General features: G+C 49.1%; 22 protein-coding genes. 21 read left to right on the top strand and 1 reads right to left on the bottom strand.

Annotated elements, in window-relative coordinates; all coding sequences use genetic code 11:
• The first annotated feature begins 18 nt into the window (after window positions 1-18).
• From LNN34_RS10005 to LNN34_RS09915, 19 genes are all read left to right on the top strand, one after another.
• Entirely contained in the window at window positions 19-783 is a 765-nt protein-coding gene (locus LNN34_RS10005; RefSeq protein ID WP_229043224.1) for a single-stranded DNA-binding protein, read from the top strand.
• A gap of 34 nt (window positions 784-817) precedes the next feature.
• Window positions 818-1,255: a hypothetical protein gene (locus LNN34_RS10000; protein ID WP_195880247.1), complete on the top strand. Its 438-nt coding sequence runs from the start codon at window positions 818-820 to the stop codon at window positions 1,253-1,255.
• Window positions 1,255-2,292 carry a hypothetical protein gene (locus LNN34_RS09995; RefSeq protein WP_229043222.1) on the top strand — a complete coding sequence of 346 codons (1,038 nt, stop codon included), beginning with the start codon at window positions 1,255-1,257 and terminating at the stop codon, window positions 2,290-2,292. Before LNN34_RS10000 ends, LNN34_RS09995 begins: the two co-directional genes overlap by 1 nt.
• Window positions 2,293-2,612: 320 nt before the next feature.
• Entirely contained in the window at window positions 2,613-5,423 is a 2,811-nt protein-coding gene (locus LNN34_RS09990; protein WP_229043220.1) for a DNA polymerase, read from the top strand.
• A gap of 137 nt (window positions 5,424-5,560) precedes the next feature.
• On the top strand, window positions 5,561-6,622 hold the full coding sequence (locus LNN34_RS09985; protein WP_229043218.1) for a hypothetical protein: 1,062 nt from the start codon (window positions 5,561-5,563) through the stop codon (window positions 6,620-6,622).
• Window positions 6,622-6,801 (top strand): hypothetical protein, encoded by a 180-nt coding sequence (locus LNN34_RS09980; RefSeq protein WP_229043216.1) that lies wholly within the window; start codon window positions 6,622-6,624, stop codon window positions 6,799-6,801. Before LNN34_RS09985 ends, LNN34_RS09980 begins: the two co-directional genes overlap by 1 nt.
• Window positions 6,798-7,334 (top strand): crossover junction endodeoxyribonuclease RuvC, encoded by a 537-nt coding sequence (locus tag LNN34_RS09975; protein ID WP_229043214.1) that lies wholly within the window; start codon window positions 6,798-6,800, stop codon window positions 7,332-7,334. Before LNN34_RS09980 ends, LNN34_RS09975 begins: the two co-directional genes overlap by 4 nt.
• Window positions 7,335-7,529, top strand: a complete 195-nt coding sequence (locus LNN34_RS09970) for a hypothetical protein (RefSeq protein ID WP_229043212.1) — start codon at window positions 7,335-7,337, stop codon at window positions 7,527-7,529.
• Complete coding sequence (locus tag LNN34_RS09965; RefSeq protein ID WP_229043211.1) at window positions 7,529-7,891, top strand: hypothetical protein; 363 nt, start codon at window positions 7,529-7,531, stop codon at window positions 7,889-7,891. Before LNN34_RS09970 ends, LNN34_RS09965 begins: the two co-directional genes overlap by 1 nt.
• A gap of 195 nt (window positions 7,892-8,086) precedes the next feature.
• Window positions 8,087-8,446, top strand: a complete 360-nt coding sequence (gene nrdI / locus LNN34_RS09960; RefSeq protein ID WP_229043210.1) for a class Ib ribonucleoside-diphosphate reductase assembly flavoprotein NrdI — start codon at window positions 8,087-8,089, stop codon at window positions 8,444-8,446.
• Window positions 8,433-8,609: a hypothetical protein gene (locus tag LNN34_RS09955; protein WP_229043209.1), complete on the top strand. Its 177-nt coding sequence runs from the start codon at window positions 8,433-8,435 to the stop codon at window positions 8,607-8,609. Before nrdI ends, LNN34_RS09955 begins: the two co-directional genes overlap by 14 nt.
• Window positions 8,602-10,722, top strand: a complete 2,121-nt coding sequence (gene nrdE, locus LNN34_RS09950) for a class 1b ribonucleoside-diphosphate reductase subunit alpha (RefSeq protein ID WP_229043208.1) — start codon at window positions 8,602-8,604, stop codon at window positions 10,720-10,722. Before LNN34_RS09955 ends, nrdE begins: the two co-directional genes overlap by 8 nt.
• Window positions 10,723-10,958: 236 nt before the next feature.
• On the top strand, window positions 10,959-11,936 hold the full coding sequence (gene nrdF, locus LNN34_RS09945; RefSeq protein WP_324251399.1) for a class 1b ribonucleoside-diphosphate reductase subunit beta: 978 nt from the start codon (window positions 10,959-10,961) through the stop codon (window positions 11,934-11,936).
• A gap of 47 nt (window positions 11,937-11,983) precedes the next feature.
• On the top strand, window positions 11,984-12,517 hold the full coding sequence (locus LNN34_RS09940; protein ID WP_229043207.1) for a dUTP diphosphatase: 534 nt from the start codon (window positions 11,984-11,986) through the stop codon (window positions 12,515-12,517).
• A gap of 133 nt (window positions 12,518-12,650) precedes the next feature.
• Window positions 12,651-13,460, top strand: coding sequence for an FAD-dependent thymidylate synthase (thyX, locus tag LNN34_RS09935; RefSeq protein WP_229043206.1), 810 nt, complete (start codon window positions 12,651-12,653; stop codon window positions 13,458-13,460).
• 26 nt (window positions 13,461-13,486) lie between these two features.
• The gene (locus LNN34_RS09930; protein WP_229043205.1) at window positions 13,487-14,053 is read left to right on the top strand and encodes a 3D domain-containing protein; all 567 of its coding nucleotides are present in this window, start codon (window positions 13,487-13,489) and stop codon (window positions 14,051-14,053) included.
• Window positions 14,054-14,068: 15 nt separating this feature from the next.
• Entirely contained in the window at window positions 14,069-14,236 is a 168-nt protein-coding gene (locus LNN34_RS09925; protein WP_229043204.1) for a hypothetical protein, read from the top strand.
• Complete coding sequence (locus LNN34_RS09920; RefSeq protein ID WP_229043203.1) at window positions 14,237-15,175, top strand: hypothetical protein; 939 nt, start codon at window positions 14,237-14,239, stop codon at window positions 15,173-15,175.
• Between the two features lie 161 nt (window positions 15,176-15,336).
• Complete coding sequence (locus tag LNN34_RS09915; protein WP_229043202.1) at window positions 15,337-15,729, top strand: hypothetical protein; 393 nt, start codon at window positions 15,337-15,339, stop codon at window positions 15,727-15,729.
• On the opposite strand, the gene LNN34_RS09910 is transcribed toward LNN34_RS09915, so the two are convergent.
• Window positions 15,712-16,104, bottom strand: a complete 393-nt coding sequence (locus LNN34_RS09910) for a hypothetical protein (RefSeq protein WP_229043201.1) — start codon at window positions 16,102-16,104, stop codon at window positions 15,712-15,714. The genes LNN34_RS09915 and LNN34_RS09910 overlap by 18 nt on opposite strands.
• Window positions 16,105-16,267: 163 nt before the next feature.
• Between LNN34_RS09910 and LNN34_RS09905 the strand changes: the two genes are divergently transcribed.
• Window positions 16,268-16,573 carry a sigma factor-like helix-turn-helix DNA-binding protein gene (locus LNN34_RS09905; RefSeq protein WP_229043200.1) on the top strand — a complete coding sequence of 102 codons (306 nt, stop codon included), beginning with the start codon at window positions 16,268-16,270 and terminating at the stop codon, window positions 16,571-16,573.
• The gene (locus tag LNN34_RS09900) at window positions 16,566-17,087 is read left to right on the top strand and encodes a hypothetical protein (RefSeq protein ID WP_229043199.1); all 522 of its coding nucleotides are present in this window, start codon (window positions 16,566-16,568) and stop codon (window positions 17,085-17,087) included. Before LNN34_RS09905 ends, LNN34_RS09900 begins: the two co-directional genes overlap by 8 nt.
• Window positions 17,088-17,312 lie beyond the last annotated feature (225 nt).

Raw genomic sequence — 17,312 nt, 5'->3', positions numbered from 1 at the left:
ATCGTAGGGGGAAAACGAATGAGCATTCGAGACATTTTGAAAAAACGTGAGGAAGAAAGAGATAAGGCGTCAAGTGGCGAAAGCGAATTCCCGGAAGGTGTTACGCGCTATGTTCGCGTTGGAAGCTACGGAGAAATTAACAAAGACGGGCGTACATTAGTCATTCTTGCGCAGCCAGACGAATGGTACATCTACTTCGTTCACGAAAATAAAGAGTACACCGGAAAAGGTTACGATCATAAATTCCGAAAGCATACGTGCTTACACTCGCCGAAGGATAAAGTCGATACTGACGAATTGCAGAAATACTTCCGTCCCGGGAAAGACGAGTGCATTTCGTGCAAAGCGGGAGCTCAACGTAAGATGTTCTTTATGATCCCGGTCTACGATCCGAAATACAAAACCTATCGCGTTATTGATATCGCAGAGTTTCACGCGAACAATCTGATCGATGACTACGACAAGGCGGAGAAGCCTGCGAAGAAGATTCTTCCGGATTACACACTCGTAGGTCAGGCGGTTCACTTTAAGCAGGCCGATAAAACGTACTCGTTGGAAACTGGCGATCTTCCTGACGAGGTTCTAGACGAAGCTAAAGCGTTCATTGGCATCGATTATAAATACGAGGAGCTCGCAAACTTCCGTGAAGAAAGCGACATCGTTAAGTTGCTTCACGACGCGAAGGATGGTGTTAAGAAATCCGTATTACCTCCAGCAGAGGGCGGAAACGCGGGTGATAATTACGAAGCTCACGAGCCGAGTGACGGAGACCTACCGTTCTAATCGCGAATCAACCAAACGAAAAGGAGGCGCTCATATGGCGCATAAAACAGAAGATACCGGCAAGTATTCGGAACTGATCGCTCGTGCTGCGCTGCTGGCTAGCGGTTGGCAGGCGGTCAGTACGTCCGAAACGGAAGAGGCGTTCGATATTAGCGCAAAGTGTCCGTATAGCAAGCAGTGGAAAACGTTCCAGGTGAAGACGATTATCGTACGGGAAAAGCGCGGCGGCAAGCGGATCGTCCAGGCGCGGAAGAACGACGGCACGCCTTATACGCTTGATGAAGTCGATTACTTTATCGGCGTTGAGGTCGGCACGGGCCCGGCGCCCGCCGTTTGGATGTTCGAGAATCGCGAGCTAACCGAATATTGGGGTCCGCAGTCGAAGGAAGGCAAGCGGTGGGTACGGATGGACTTGGCGTTTAGTCGCGAAGACGTAGAGTTTACGGAAATTAACGAAGCGGAGGCGGTATGATGGCGAAATTAGAAAACGTTAAGACACTCGATATGGTGAACGGTGAAATTACGAAGGTTTCGTATGGTAGGGCGGAATACGAGCGCGTGGAAGGCGCAGCGCAGGTCGGTGATATTGTACTCGTTAAGGAAGCGTGGGGCAGTCAAAATGTCGGTGAGTTTTTCGTCGTGACTTACACGAAATCTGGCATTATCGATCAAATTGTCGGTATGGACGGAAACACTTGCGAAGCATCGTCATATAAACATTGTCTTAAAATCTTCCGCAAAGTCGCCGCCAGCACCAATCCGTCCGTAGAAGAGCGCGTAGCAAAGGCGGAAGGCGAAATCGAATCGTTAAAATCCGACGTGGCTGCGTTGAAGGGTGAGGCGGAATATAAGCGGATCGACGTAGATGAGGCGAAGGTGGGCGATTTCGTTAAATTCGATGATCCTCCGAGCTATCTAACCGATAAGGAATATTACGAAATTAAAGAATTTGAGGACGGAGACCCCGTAATTATTGACGATGATAGCGATGAATACGACACCTACACTGACAATTTCGCAGTATATCGCAAAGTCAGCGCCGAAAGCGTAGAGGCCGAGCCGAAGCCTGAGCGCCTGAAGGTCGGTGATTATGCGAAGGTGGTTAACGCCACCGATTATCACAAATTCAGCGACGGAGATATCGTAGAAATACTCGAAGACTCTTTTACACACGGAAATAACGAAGTCGCCCGTAGAATCACAGACGAAGAAATTCAGTACGTGCTTGCGAAAGAACTCGTCTGTGCCACTGACGAAGAAGTTGCCGAAGCTAAACGCGCAGCGGCCGAGCGCAAGAAGTGGGCGGAAATCGGACGCAAGGTTGGCGAGTATAAGGTCGGTGATATCGTTCAAATTAGCGACGAGTATGACGAGTACGGGGTGTTTGGAATCATGGATTATATTGGCGCTCATTTTTACGGAGTGCAATTACCGAACGGGACTTATTCGCGCCCTAATAAGGATAAAGTAACGCTTATCACGCCAGTCGAGGCGCGCTTTGATCGCTAAAGCCGCCGCCGTCTGCGCCAATTGCAACGCTAACCTCTATGAAGGGCGATCCGCCACTTATGATTCGCTCTTCGAGGTATATGCGTGCGGGCAGTCTTGCTGGTCGGAGTGGTATGCGGATAATGAAGCGGAATATAAACGGAGATGGACGGAGGCGGTCGATTTATGAAGCGGGATAAATTTAACGTTGATTGGTGGCTGTTGATGGCAGGTTGCGTCCTCATCGCAATTTTCACAAGCATAGTAATTATTTTCGTGTTAGACAAAGTATTCGGTGTATAAATTTACCGCAATTACTTCGAGAGGAAGGAGGACGACGGATGGAAGGCTTACGGTTAAACTTGAACGCGCTGAAGCCGGCGGCGCCGAAAACGGACGCGGTCCAGGCGACGGCCAAGCGGAAGGCAGAAGCCAAGAAAACGGAAACGCTCGACGAGGCATTTGAACGCATCGCCAGAACGTGCAAATTTAACGATAAAGAAAAACGCGAGTTTGATGCGGCATGGCGAGCGCATAAGGCCGGCGATTTAGTCCGTACGAAAAATAACAAACTGACGAAAACGGAAGCGTGCGCACTCGGTAAACAACAGCTCGCTAAAGAGAACGAGGTTTTGCGACAGAAGCGCATGGAAGAAACGGTTCGTACAAAGCCGGACAATTACTACGTTATTACGAAGGACGAAGACTTGGCGCCGATGATCGAACGATTACGTCAGGAAGTAAAAGCGCAGCAGCTCGATCCTTGGTTCCGGAAAGTATTCGATCTCTTTAATAATACGCATATCAGACGTAAGTTAGCGGAACGAGGAATCGAAATCCCACTCGCGATGTCATTTACCGAATGGGATACGGAGACTTCCGGGACAGATACATTTATTGATAGGTCGGGTGGATATTCGTTCTGGTTGCCATGCTTAAACGAAGGCTACTACGTTGCTTACGGTCATTTGACGGAAGACGAACAATGTACGCGATCAGTTGCGCTAGAAGTTTGCCGAGCTTTCATCGAAGATGCGCGACACATCAAAGCGTTCCATAATACGCCCTTCGACTACGCGATGTTTCTGAACGATGGGCTTGAGCCGAAAGGATTCCGTTACGACTCGTTAGATGCTGCGCGATTAATGAACGAACATGAGCAATCGATGGGTCTGAAGGAGCTCGTCACGAAATACAAACAATACATCGGCGCAGATCATCTGGACGATTTCACATTCGAGGATTTATTCGGTAAAGGTTCTCCGATGGTCTACTCGCCTGAAGTAGTCGGCATATACGCGATCAAGGATACCGAAAAGGGTTGGCTTCTAACGCGTTGGCAAATCGATATGATGCTGAAGATCGACGACCTTTATTATCCGTACTTCGAAATCCGTCAGTATCTCTACGAAGTAAATACGACAATAGAACGTACTGGCTTCGTGATTGATGACGATGAACTTATGCGTTTAAAGTCCGAATATGAGCCGCAATTACAGCAAGCTATCGATGATATACACGAAGCGTATCAGATCGATGATGATTTTCTCTACAGGATGTCGATGCACCTTAAGGGCGATAAGATTCGAGCCTGGCAGGAGAGCCGTAAGAAACAGATCGCTAAACAAGCGGAGATGCTTGCGAAATGTGAAGCGGAATTTAAAAAGGCGAATCCAACAACGAAAAAATACGCGCGGCTTAAAGAGCGCATCCATAAATACAAAACGCAGCCACTTGCGCCAGCTATTCCGCAGAACGCGCCAGATTATATTCACGAATTCAACCTCGATTCGGATCAGCACGTTCAATATCTGATATACGACGTACTTGGAATCGAGGACAAAACGAAGATTATCGATAAGAAGAAAGAACGCGCGGTTAGTAAGGACGTCCTTGCGCTCTACTTTAAAGAAGAGCCGCGCCTTAAACCGATGGCAATATTCTCCGAACTGACAACGCTACTAGGGACGTTTATTAATCGTATCCCTTACGTTAAAGATGCGGATGGTCGCCTTCATACGCAACTGCAGACCGTATCGACGGGGCGTTATAGTTCGAAAAGCTACAAGGGCAAAGATAACGAACTCTATCGCGAAAATATTTCCGACAAAGAATTCCTCGAACATATGCAGCGTTTAGTCGACGCGCCAAAGAAAACGGAGAAGGGGCGGAATATCCAAAACATCCCTTCGCGTACCGAACGAGGGCAGCGTGTGAGGATGGCGTTTAGACCGCCGGAAGGGTATACGTTCATTGGGTCGGATTTATCGTCGATCGAGCCGAGGATTCAGGCGCACCGGATGGCGACAGAGTTCGGAGACGAGATATTCGCGGATATGTACCGACGTGGACTTGATCCATACGTTGAGTTTGCCGCAATTCTTTTCAATGTTCCGCAAGAGATATGTACGGAGGTTCATTATAAATCCGTAAAAGGGACGCCAGACGCAGTTCCAGCGTACAGGAAAGCGATGAAGCAGATGTTCCTTGCGATTGGTTACGGTCAGGCCTTCGATATGTTCTATAAAGGCGTTATTCCTTTCGGTATTAGCGAAGAACAAGCGAAAGTCGCCTACGGAAAGTTTGACGAAATCTTACCGGGCTTCAAAGGGATGGTCGAAGCTACGTTCGCTCATTTACGCAAGCATGGTTGGACTGCAACGATCCTCAAGCAAAAACGTCGTTTTCCGGGATATGTCGAGAAATACAAACGGCTTTGCCAGCTTATGCGTAAATGCGGAATCACGGACAAAAACGATCCTGAACTCGGTAAGAAAACGAATAAATTACGCTGGGAAGAACGCTCCGAATTCTGGGATCTAATGCGTTTTACTGGCGGATGCGAACGCGCTGCCTTTAACCATACGATTCAAGGATCGGGCGCAAATATTCTACAGATGTGCATGATCCGCGTTTATTACGAATGTGTATTAGGTCGCGGATGGGAATTCCCTTTAACGTTGCATGACGAATTAAAATGCGCTATTCCTAACGAACAATTAACGCGAGAAGCAACCGATTTATTTGACGACATTATGACTAATACGTTCCAGCTTGTTCTCCCATTAGATTGCGATACGGTAATCGAGCCGTGCTGGATGGAAGAATACGGACCGGACGAATGGTTTAAAAACAAGGAGGCGGGGATGTGACCAAGAAACTCACATACGAAGAAATATCGGAATTGAGGCGATACGCTAGCCGGTGCTGCGATCTTATGAATTACGCAAGTATTTCACCAGGAGTTCTGATCGCGTTGTTAGATGGTTATAAAAGGGAGGACGATTAATTGACGAACGAAAACGCACGATCAGCCGCAAACTCACTGCGCGCCCAATTAGCGCCGGCGTCGCCCGAGCCGACCACATACGCGCAGCAAATTGCGGATGAGCTCATCGAATATCTAAACGAATGGCACTCGCTGCCCGAAACGTGGGATAACGCCCTGGGCGCGCAAATACACCGATGGTACGCAGAGGCTCCGAAAGTATTTCCGAAGAAACCGTATTTTTCACCGTCATCTGCAAACGCCTGCCCGCGCGAGCTTTATCACAAAGCGATCGGATCGCCGAAAGACGAAACGCGAAAGCCTCCGTATCAAGGGCGCTGGACGCGCATCGGAACGGCGATCGGCGATATGATCCAGCGCGATATTCTCTTTATGGAAAAACACTTCGAAAAGAAAACCGGCCGGCCCTGTCCGTTCAGTTTCGAACGCAACGAAGATGGAACGCCGATGTTCGAGGATTTCGCAAAGCGGAGCCATAAGATCGAACGCGGTGGCAAGACGTTTCATCTATACGGAACATGCGACGGCATTATGCGCTATGTAACGGAAGACGGCGAGCTACTACGCGTCGGCCTCGAAATCAAGTCGAAGCAAACGTCGGCAGCCCGAACGTCCTTCCATTCGTTGAAGAAGCCGGACGAGAAACACGTTAAGCAATGCGTTGCCTATGCGGAAATGTACGGCGTTGATCTGTACGTAATTCTCTACGTAAACGCGGCGAAGAAAGCGTGGGAATATCCGGAAGGCGAATTCGAAAAGAGCCCGGACATCCGAGCGTTCGGCATCGAAATTAGCCAGGCGGACATTGACGCGCTGCTCGATAGATTCGTAGAAATACAGGCGTCGGTGGATGAACGCAAGCCGATGACGCTGGATCTTAACGGCTGGACGTTTAACGGCTTTAAAACGGCTATTGCGCAATCGTTGACGGACTCTGAACTGGCGGCCATACGCGACAAAGTTTCGCAGGTAAGGCGGTCTAATGTATACGAATCTACTAAGCGGCAGTACGCCGGGGCGCTAGAGTTTATCGAAAAAGTACGCAAAGGGGAGGCGGTTTGATGAGAACGGCTGTTAAAGCGAAAGTAATTGAAGGTTGGAATAATGAACAGCTCAATCGTATGATGCAAGATTTTATTGACGAATGTGTTTCCGAAGGTTTGTCTGTTGATGTTAAGAACGCATTTACGCTGGAATCGGCTGGACCTGTTTTAATAGTTGCGTATAAGGAGATCCGATGAGTAGCGTCAAACCTATCCGCATCCTTGCTCTAGATATATCAACGAATCCAGGCTTCGCAGTCCTCGAAGTTAAGCGCCTAAAGTCTGGACCGCGTATCAACCTCGTTCACGTAACGTCTGTAAGCACGACGAGCCAATCGCCGGATAGCCATCGTTACTCTTATATCGAAGCCGCAACAACGATGGTTCTGCACGAATACGGACCGTTTGACATGGTTGTCCGCGAACATTACACGGGCGGGCGTAATAAGAGGGCGACGCAAACAGTGTTTGGAGCATGGGCAGTCATTGATATGGCGCTTGGTAAATACGGATACAAGGCGGACATAGAGATACAGCCGACCGCAGTTAAACGGGATGTGACCGGAAAAGGCAGCGCCACAAAGGACGAAGTAGAGGCGGGCGTACGGCGTATGCTTGCGCTGCCGGATGAATTTACGTTTCGTACGGATGATGAATCGGATGCGGTGGCGATTGGGCTTTCGTATCTGGTTCGTGAAGGCGTAATAGATAAACCGAAGGAGGACGAATAGATGAATCAAGGATATTTTTTAATCGCTGGTAAAACGGAGGGGTTTAGTTATGAGGACGCTAAAGTTCTTCGCTGCGGCTCCGAGATCGATGCAGAGAGCCTTGTCAACTCCCTTAGACACGAAGGCTATTCGATCTTTTATGTTTCTAAAATCGTCAGTCGAATTGATGACAACGTGTTTAAGGAGGCGGAATAATGGAGCGCTTAATTAAATGGGGAACGATCGCTGTAATCACGTTGGCTGTAATTTCTCTCGTAGTTGTGGCGCCTTTATTTACAATCGCGTCTTACAATAACGAGAACACTTACGTAATTAAGGTGACGGATAAAGAGACGAAAACCACCGAAGATTCTTCGAAGTATCTAATTTTCGGAGAGGACGAGAAAGGCAACGCAAAAGTATTCGAAAATACGGACGCTTTGTTTGCCCGGAAGTTTAATTCCAGCGATCTATACGCGGAGATTGAGGTCGGTAAGACTTACGAGTTCAAGACGATCGGCTTCCGAGTTCCGTTCATGTCGCTTTACGAAAATATCATGACGATTAAGGAGAAGTGATACGTATGATGGGATCAGCGACGGACGCACAACTACGCCAAATGTTGCGATTACTCAACGAAGGACTTGCCGAAGATGATTACGCAATCAGTCGGCACGAACGACAGCTTATCGAGTTACGGATCGAAAGAGATCGGCGGCTCGCGAATATAGCGGCGTTGGAAGCAGAAATTGAGAGACGGAAGGGTTGAGCGGATGCTAATCGCCTATTATTCGCGGACTGGCAACGTACGCCGATTCGTCGCAAAGACCGGTTTACGCGCCGTAGAAATATCGCCCGACCTAACGTTAGCTCAGCCGTTCGTTTGCGTGACCGGGACGTACGGCTTCGGTCAGGTGGTGCGGCCGGTGGCGGATTTCCTAGCGGTTAATGGCGCGTACTTGGCGGGCGCGGCTGCATCGGGCAATCGTATATGGGCGGATAATTACGCAAAGGCTGCGGGCTTGATAGCGGCGCAATACGGCGTGCCGGTGGTCGGGCGCTTTGAATTAGCGGGCACGGACGAAGATGTACGACAATTTATCGAAAGGGTGAATGCGCTTGAGAACGAGTGAGGAGATCGAAATTGAATTAGAAGAGAAGTTAGCGGAAATAGAAGACCTAGAAAATCGGCTTGAAGATATCGAGTATTTACTTGAATCGGCGAGAAATGAGTATAAGACGCTGGAGGCGGAGTATTCGGACAAAATAGACGAAGAGGTGCTCGCGAATGAGTAAACACGCAAGCTATATCGAACTTAATAACGAAATTATGCTACAGAAAGACGGCCGGTTCCAATTCGAAAAGGATCTCGAAGCCGTCCGCGCTTATTTTATTGACTACGTAAATCAAAACACCGTATTTTTCCACGACCTTCGCGAAAAGCTCGACTACCTACGCGATAACGATTACTACGAAACCGAATTCCTGGACGCCTATACGTTTGAAGAAATCAAGGCGGTCTATAAAGCGGCCTATGTGCACAAATTCCGATTCCCATCGTTCATGAGCGCTTTCAAGTTCTATAACGATTACGCGCTGAAGACGAACGACGGCAAGAAGATCCTCGAACGCTACGAAGATCGGGTCGCTTGCTGTGCGTTGTTCTTTGCGGAAGGCGACGCAGCCAAGGCGCTCGAGTACGTGGATTTAATGATGCGCCAGGAATACCAACCGTCCACGCCGACGTTCTTGAATGCCGGCCGGAAGCGACGCGGAGAATTAGTTTCGTGTTTCTTGCTCGAAGTTAACGATTCGCTTAACGATATAAGTCGCGCAATTGATATTTCGATGCAGCTCTCGAAGCTTGGCGGCGGCGTATCGCTTAATCTATCGAAGCTAAGGGCGAAAGGCGAAGCGATCAAAGACGTAGAAAATGCGACGAAGGGCGTTGTAGGCGTTATGAAGCTGCTCGATAATGCGTTCCGATATGCGGATCAGATGGGTCAGCGGCAAGGCTCCGGCGCAGCGTATCTCAACGTATTCCATGCGGACATTAACGATTTCCTTGATACGAAGAAAATCAGCGCAGATGAAGACGTACGCGTTAAAACGTTATCCATCGGCGTTGTTATTCCGGATAAATTTATCGAACTAGCGCGAGAAGATCGGCCGGCTTACGTTTTCTATCCGCACACCATTTATAAGGCGTACGGAACGCATCTGGACGAAATGGATATCGGCCTGATGTACGATCAGCTCGTCGATAATCCGGATGTACGCAAGGAAAAGATCAATCCGCGGAAGCTACTCGAAAAGCTCGCTGTGTTGCGGTCAGAATCGGGGTATCCGTACATTATGTTCGAAGGTAACGTAAACGCGGCACATGCGAACAATCACATTTCGAAGGTTAAGTTTTCGAACCTCTGTAGCGAAGTGCTTCAGGCGTCGCAGGTTTCGGAATACACCGACTATGGCGAACCGGACGAAATCGGTCTCGATATTTCGTGTAATCTCGGCTCGCTCAACGTCGTAAACGTAATGAAAAACGGCGACTTCGGTAAAATCGTTAAGCTGTCCGTAGATGCTCTAACGCGAGTCTCGGAAACTTCGAATATCAAGAATGCGCCAGCCGTCGCAAGAGCTAACCGCGAAATGCGTTCAATTGGGTTGGGCGCGATGAACTTGCACGGCTATTTAGCGCAAAACGGCATCGCTTATGAATCGGAAGAAGCGCGCGACTTTGCTAACGTATTCTTCGCGCTCGTTAATTATTGGTCGCTTGTACGTTCGATGGAGATCGCCAAAGAAACCGGCAGTACGTACGAAGGCTTCGAGGGTTCTACGTATGCCAGCGGAGAGTATTTCTTCAAATACGCTTATGTTGACGCGCAAGAAGGCGAGGGTATCGATTGTTTTCCGAAGACCGAGAAAGTAAAAGCGCTGTTTAAAGACGTATGGATTCCGGACGGTCTCGACTGGCATCATCTCGAATTGGATGTTCGCGAGTACGGTTTATATCATTCGTACAGACTTGCGATTGCGCCGACCGGATCTATTTCGTATGTGCAGTCGGCAACGGCGTCGGTCATGCCGATTATGGAGCGCATCGAGGAGCGTACGTACGGCAATTCGAAAACGTATTATCCTATGCCGGGGTTATCGCCGCAGAATTGGTTCTTCTACAAGGAAGCATACGACATGGATATGTTTAAAGTCGTCGATATGATCGCAACGATTCAGCAGCACGTCGACCAAGGTATTTCGTTTACGCTGTTCTTGAAAGATACGATGACGACGCGTGATCTGAACCGGATTGACTTATACGCGCATCACAAAGGAATTAAGACGCTGTATTATGCGCGAACAAAGGACACAACTCAAGAAGGCTGCTTATCATGCGCAGTTTAAAGATTTATAGACTAAGGCATATCGCAGAAGAGGGCGGAATCGTTCGGTGTTTATACATTGACATCGGACGCTTTCGAATTTTGTTTGCGATAGGAGAGACGGCTTGGCGTGAGAGAGGGAAGAACCATCGCATTCCTATATTCTTTCGAGAAAAGGCGTTCTTTTGTCATCGCCTTGCTATACGAATCGGAAAACCGGAATTTAAGGAGGACGAATAATTGACGAACGCAAACGCAATCCATACGGCGGCCGATTGGTCGCAACACGAAGACGACTTTACGCAAATGTTCTATGCGCAGAACGTTAAGCAATTCTGGCTTCCGGAAGAGATTTCGCTAAACGGCGACCTCTTAACGTGGAAGTCGCTGAGCCCGACCGAGCAGACGACGTATATGCGTGATCTGGCCGGCCTAACGCTTCTGGACACCGAACAAGGCAACGTAGGCATGCCGACCATCGCGCAGCACATCGACGGACACCAACGCAAAGCCGTCCTTAATTTTATGGCGATGATGGAGAACGCTGTCCATGCGAAATCTTATTCGAACATATTTATGACGCTCGCGCCTACCGAAACAATTAACGAAGTTTTCGAATGGGTTAAGACAAATCCGTACTTGCAGCGGAAGGCAGAACGGATCGTCGGTTTATACAACTCGATTGAGCCGGGCGATGATATTTCGCTGTATAAGGCGCTGGTCGCTTCGGTGTACCTCGAAAGCTTTCTGTTCTACAGCGGCTTTTATTATCCGTTATATTTCGCGGGTCAAGGCAAACTTACGAACTCGGGCGAAATTATCTCGCTTATTATCCGCGATGAAGCGATTCACGGCGTTTATACCGGCTTGCTCGCGCAGGAAATTTATAACCGTCAGGAGCCCGGCGTTCAGTTAGAGCTTCGCGACTTTGCCATCGATTTGCTAACGGAGCTCTACGATAACGAGGTCGCATACGCCGAGGATCTTTACGATGCGGTCGCTCTGACGTACGACGTAAAACGGTTCATGCGTTATAACGCGAATAAAGCGCTGCAAAACCTTGCGTTCGATCCATACTTCGAAGACGAAACACCGAATCCGATCGTGATGAACGGACTTAGTACGAAGACGAAATCGCATGACTTCTTTTCGCAGAAGGGTAACGGGTACAAGAAGGCGACGGTCGAGGCGCTTAAGGATTCGGATTTTTATTTCGATTCTGTGTGCGGAAGGTAAAACTCGCGGGTATTATCTAGTGAGGACCTAACGAAGGAGGAAACGAAATGAACGTAAATATAAAACGCTTATCACCGGACGCACAGATTCCGGCTTATGCGCACGCAACGGACGCTGGCTTCGATCTAGTCGCGGCGGCTGACGTAATTATCGAACCGGGCGCAACCGCGTGTGTGCCGACGGGCTTGGCGTTCGAGATTCCGGAAGGCTACGAAATGCAGATCCGACCGCGATCCGGTATTACGTTGAAAACTAAATTGCGAGTGCAGCTCGGTACTGTAGATTGCGGATATACGGGCGAGGTTGGCGTGCTTGTCGATAATATTGCGCAAGTTAGATACGCATCACAACCACGAATCATGCGAGGTATACTAGCCGGGGACGACGACTTTAATGTCATCAAACCTACGGAATATAACGTTATTAAAATCCGGAAAGGCGATCGTATCGCGCAAGCGTTAATCAAGCCGGTCGAGCAGGCGGTGTTTACGGAAGTTGATGCGCTCGGCGATAGCGATCGAGGTGCAGGCGGCTTCGGGAGTAGTGGCATATGGTTTGTCAAGAATGTAGAGAAGAGATGATAACGAGCGCAATCGACTGTAGATCATGCTACGGACGAGGGTGTGAGGTTTGTGATTTTAGAGGGATAGAATTTGAAACTGGATGCCTGTCAGAGTCTTGTGCATCTTTTCTATACGGTGAGGAGGAGAATAAATGGCGGAAACCAAAATGAACGTACAGCTAATCGCACATACGCAATTAAGCGAGAAATTTATCCATTCGCTGGATTACGGAGAATTTGCTGAGAATCTGCTAGATGATCACGACATAACAGACGGTCAAGCTGCCGCCCTAACCGCAATCAGATCGTGCTATAGCGCCAATAAGCCGACCGAAATCGTCGCAAAGGAAGGCGGCAAGTATTTCGGCTCCAAAGCGTCAGACGGAGGCGCAGGCACGGACGCCGACCGGTTATTTCGACATATCTTCGCGTCCAAACACACGTCGACCCTCGAACACCTAACGTTCACCTTCGCGATTGAAGGCGTCAGCCGGGCGTTATTGGCGCAACTTACACGCCATCGCGTCGGTTTCAGCTTCAGCGTCCAATCACAGCGTTACGTACGGATGGGAAGCGATGATAAGATCGGCGGATTCGATTACGTGGTGCCGGAAAAAGTTACGAGTGATAAAACGGCGGACATGTACGACTTTGTGTACGGGGCGCCAATTACTGATCGTCCTGCTACGGAAATATTCGCGGAGGCTATGGAAATAGCGCAGCAAGCCTACGATAAATTGCGAGAAGCCGGAGTGACCGCAGAAGACGCTCGCGCCGTCCTACCGAACGCAGCCGCAACTAATCTCGTTATGACTGCGAATCTGACCGCGTTGTTGTCGTTCTATTCTAAACGCAAAAAGGGACGCGGTGCACAGGCGGAAATTACCGAATTAGCCGAAGCTTTAAGACGCGAAGTGGTCGACGTGGAGCCATGGACGGCACAGTTTTTCGAGGAGGTGTAAGCATCGGTATACTAACGAATCTAGCGATGTCAACGCAATTACTTACGAATCCAACCGCCAAGCCGCCGGAGCCACCACCGCCAGACCCGCCGCGCATCACCGAAGAAGAGGCGGCGCTACAGAAGGCGGAAGCTGAGGCGGAAAAGAAAGACGAAAGCATACAGGCGCTTGAAAACGAAGTGGCGTCGTTAAGGGCGGAAGTCAAAGCGAAGCCCAAGGCGCGACCAAAGCCGAAGGTGAATAACGAAGTTGCTAACGAAAACAAAACCGCGCCAGAACCCGCATGGCAAACGTTCGAGGCTTCGGCTTATACGGCGGATTGCCCCGAAGGTTGCAGCGGCGTAACAGCGACCGGCATAGACGTAACCGGAACGATCTACCACGCCGGCAAGCGCATCATAGCGGTCGATCCGTCAGTGATTGCGTTGGGTTCGACGGTTGAAATAAAACAGGCGGATGGCACGACGTTTAAGGCAGTGGCGAGCGATGTTGGAGGCGCAATTAAAGGCGCCAAGATTGACGTATTAGTTGCGCGAGAGACCGACGCGGTACAGTTCGGACGGCAGTCGGTGCAGGTTCGCATAATAAATTAACGGGAGGGCGATCGGATGGAGATTAAGTTGAACCAAGCGGAAGTGGAGAGCGCTATAAACGATTATCTGCGCAAGAAAGGGCTTAACGTTGGGGCGAAACGGATAGAGTACTTCGGTCCATTCGGAGACTTTCTTAGCGATCTTGATTACGGGGCAATCGAATTCGAAAAGGAGGCGGAATAAATGACGGAAACTAACGCTAAAATTCACGTACTGGCTGACGAAACACTTGGCGGCATCAAGCGCGAATACGTAGAGGTCGATCGTAAAGCGGAGGTTGGCGAGAAGATCGTAATTGTTGCTAGAAATTCACGGAGCGAATCGTATGAGAACGGCGAAATCTTTACTGTCGAGCATGTATGGAAACCGTTAGAGGGCGACATAGAAAGCGACGAAGCCAAATCCATTACGAATGGTGACGGACTTATCTTCCGTAGCGAATACCGCGTACTCGAACCGACCGACATCGTTCACATTGACGGCCCTGACGGTACGCGGCGCTGCGAATTAGCCGATCGCAAGGCGGAAGTGGGCGAGAAGGTTGTTCACGTTGATAAGGATCGCGACGAATCAGACGGAATAGTCACTGAGGTTACGGCGGTTGGCATTAGTGCGGTTGACGTCGTTGAATACGTATCACCCATCGGAGAAAACGTAGTTGGAATCTCTCACGGACATTATCGCGTACTCGTCCCGGTAGAATCCGCCGAAGCCGACGAACCGCAGCCAGCCGATCTAATCGACGTCGTATCTAATCTGGCGACACGAGTAGCGGATTTAGAGCGCGAGAATAAAAAGCTACACGCGGCTTTGGACGAAGATATGAAAATCCGATCCGAAAACACTCGCAGGTACTTAGCGCTAAAAGACGAAATCGACACGCTGCACAAAGACAACCGGACGCTCGGCGAGGAATTGGCGCGGTTGAAAGAACCGACTAAGAGCGAAAGTATTATCGCAAGCGCACCGTTTGTGCTCGTTATTCATGAAGGGCGAGGAGAGTTCGACGTTTATCAACGAGGAAAAAAGATCGAAAATATTTCACGGTTGGAGATTGAAGCGTATTCTCGGGTGAGTAGTTCGATTGATCTCGAATTTAATGACGTTGGTGATCGCCCATGAAGCTCGCCTTTACTGGACGCATTGCATCCGGAAAAGATGCCGCAACAAATTACGTCGTTACTATGCACGATTTTCAGCCGTTCACATTTTCTTCGAAGGGAAAGTCGCTCTTTTACGATCTATTTCCCGAGATGCAATACGAACATAAACCACGTCAACCTATGCGCGACTTTATTAACGGAATAACGGAGCTGCCGGTTCCTGGCGCTGAATCTGTATGGGTCGATTACGAGTTCCGAAAAATCAACGACTATATAAAACGCCAGTGTTGCCGTCCCGCGAACGTATTAATTACCGATATAAGAAAACCGATAGAATACGATCGTGTTCTCGCAGAAGGCTTTAAGATAGTCCGCATAGTTGCGCCGGAGCCTTTACGTATCGAGCGCGCTAAGAAACGCGGAGACAAGTTCGATGCGGCCGACTTAGAGCATGCGACAGAAACAGCGGTTGATAATTTCGAAGTTGATTACGAAATTACAAACGATGGCACGATCGATGAATTATACGCGAAGCTGGACGCGTTGATGGCGAACTTAGGCGTCGGTGTCTAATTGAAACGCGTATGTGTGCTTCGGATAAGCCAAATACGGCTGCTTGGCCGCCTCGCCATCGCCGATCAAGTAATAGCGCTGTGGTAGGCTATCGAAATCAATGCCGACCTTACGCAAGAACGGGATGGCCGACACGTTACCGCGCTTATCGAATTTAAACGGCTTGACGTCCGGCTGATTTACTAATTCGGGCTTGCCGACCACGATGCGCTTTTCGTCCGCGTCATATGCGACCGTAAGATAAAACGGACCATCCGTAGGCAGGCCGATAATACGGCGAGCTCCGGCCGAGATAAACAGGCGGCGTTGCTTTTCGATAGTTATGTACGCTTTGAGGTTGCGCTCAAAGTCGTTAGATATCCACGTAAGAACCATAAACGAAACTCCTTTCGGAAGCGTTTACGTTAATCATAAACGAAATTAACGAAGGAGTCAACGAAAGGGGACGGTTATTATAGGAACGGTCAAAGTCGATCTACACCGAAAGGAACGCGAATTCGACGCAGCCTATGCGCTCGATAACGCAGAAGGCGTCAAGTTGTTGCTCGCCGATTATCAAAAGTTCGTCAGCCGCAAGCGTTGCGGAGATTACGACGCGGCTACGATTCTTATCGATATCCACAAGGCGATCGAATTAGCGAATTTAACGGACCGCCAGCGACAGGCGATAGAGCTCGTTTACTTCGGAGAACTAACGCAAGCCGAGGCAGGCGAACGGATAGGGATTGCGCAAAATACTTTATCAGAAACGTTAGACCGTGCTGCCGAAAAGATTGCAGATGTTTACTACTACTGGGCGAGCCATAACGAAGGATACACGTCAGGAGGACGAATCAATGGATAAAGCGTTACTACACGAGACAATTACGGAAATGTACCAACGAACTAAGGCCGGAGAACTAACGCGACAGGAACGTATCGAAGAAATAATGGCATTAGTAAACGCCTACTACGACTCTACCGGAGAACAGCCGGACGTCGCCGCGCTTGATCGAATGACTAATATTATAATCCACGAAGAACTATCCGATTCACATCCGGATAAAGTTACGCGAACTGAATACCCGATAATGAGTGACGAGCAGCTAGCTAGACGAAAGGAGGGGAAGCACCGCAAGAAAAATGATAACCCACGTATAGAGGTTCCATTGTCAATCGGTCAGAATTTCGGAACGGACGGGAAAAACCACTCGTACCCAGTTAGAAGGCAGAGAAGTGAGAGAGAGTCCGCGTATGTGAATAAGGCGTCTCTTTCGAAGAACAAGAGCAGGCGAAGAAAGTATCGCAAGTTCATAAGTGGAAAAGCGCCGGGACAATTCACCGTAAATATCGCCACTGGCGAAAAAACTTATCACTGATTAGGCGCTTATATAGCGCTTTTTATTTTACTGAAAAGGGGACGATTGTATGAGTAAGAAATTGCGAGTTGTGAACACGGAAACCGGGGAGGACTTATCGGAAATCTATACGCTGAGGCACCGCAATCAAGACGAAGCCTTCCGGCGGCAACAAGAAAAAACGACCGATCGGCGCGACTTCTCTAACGCGAATATGTCTAATATTCACGAAGTCTATAGCGCTCT

Origin of the sequence: Bacillus sp. AF23, assembly GCF_020861455.1 — a bacterium.
Lineage (GTDB): Bacteria > Bacillota > Bacilli > Bacillales > Bacillaceae > Bacillus > Bacillus halotolerans.
Note: the sequence above shows the minus strand (reverse complement) of the source record. Positions and strands in the feature narration are given on the sequence as shown.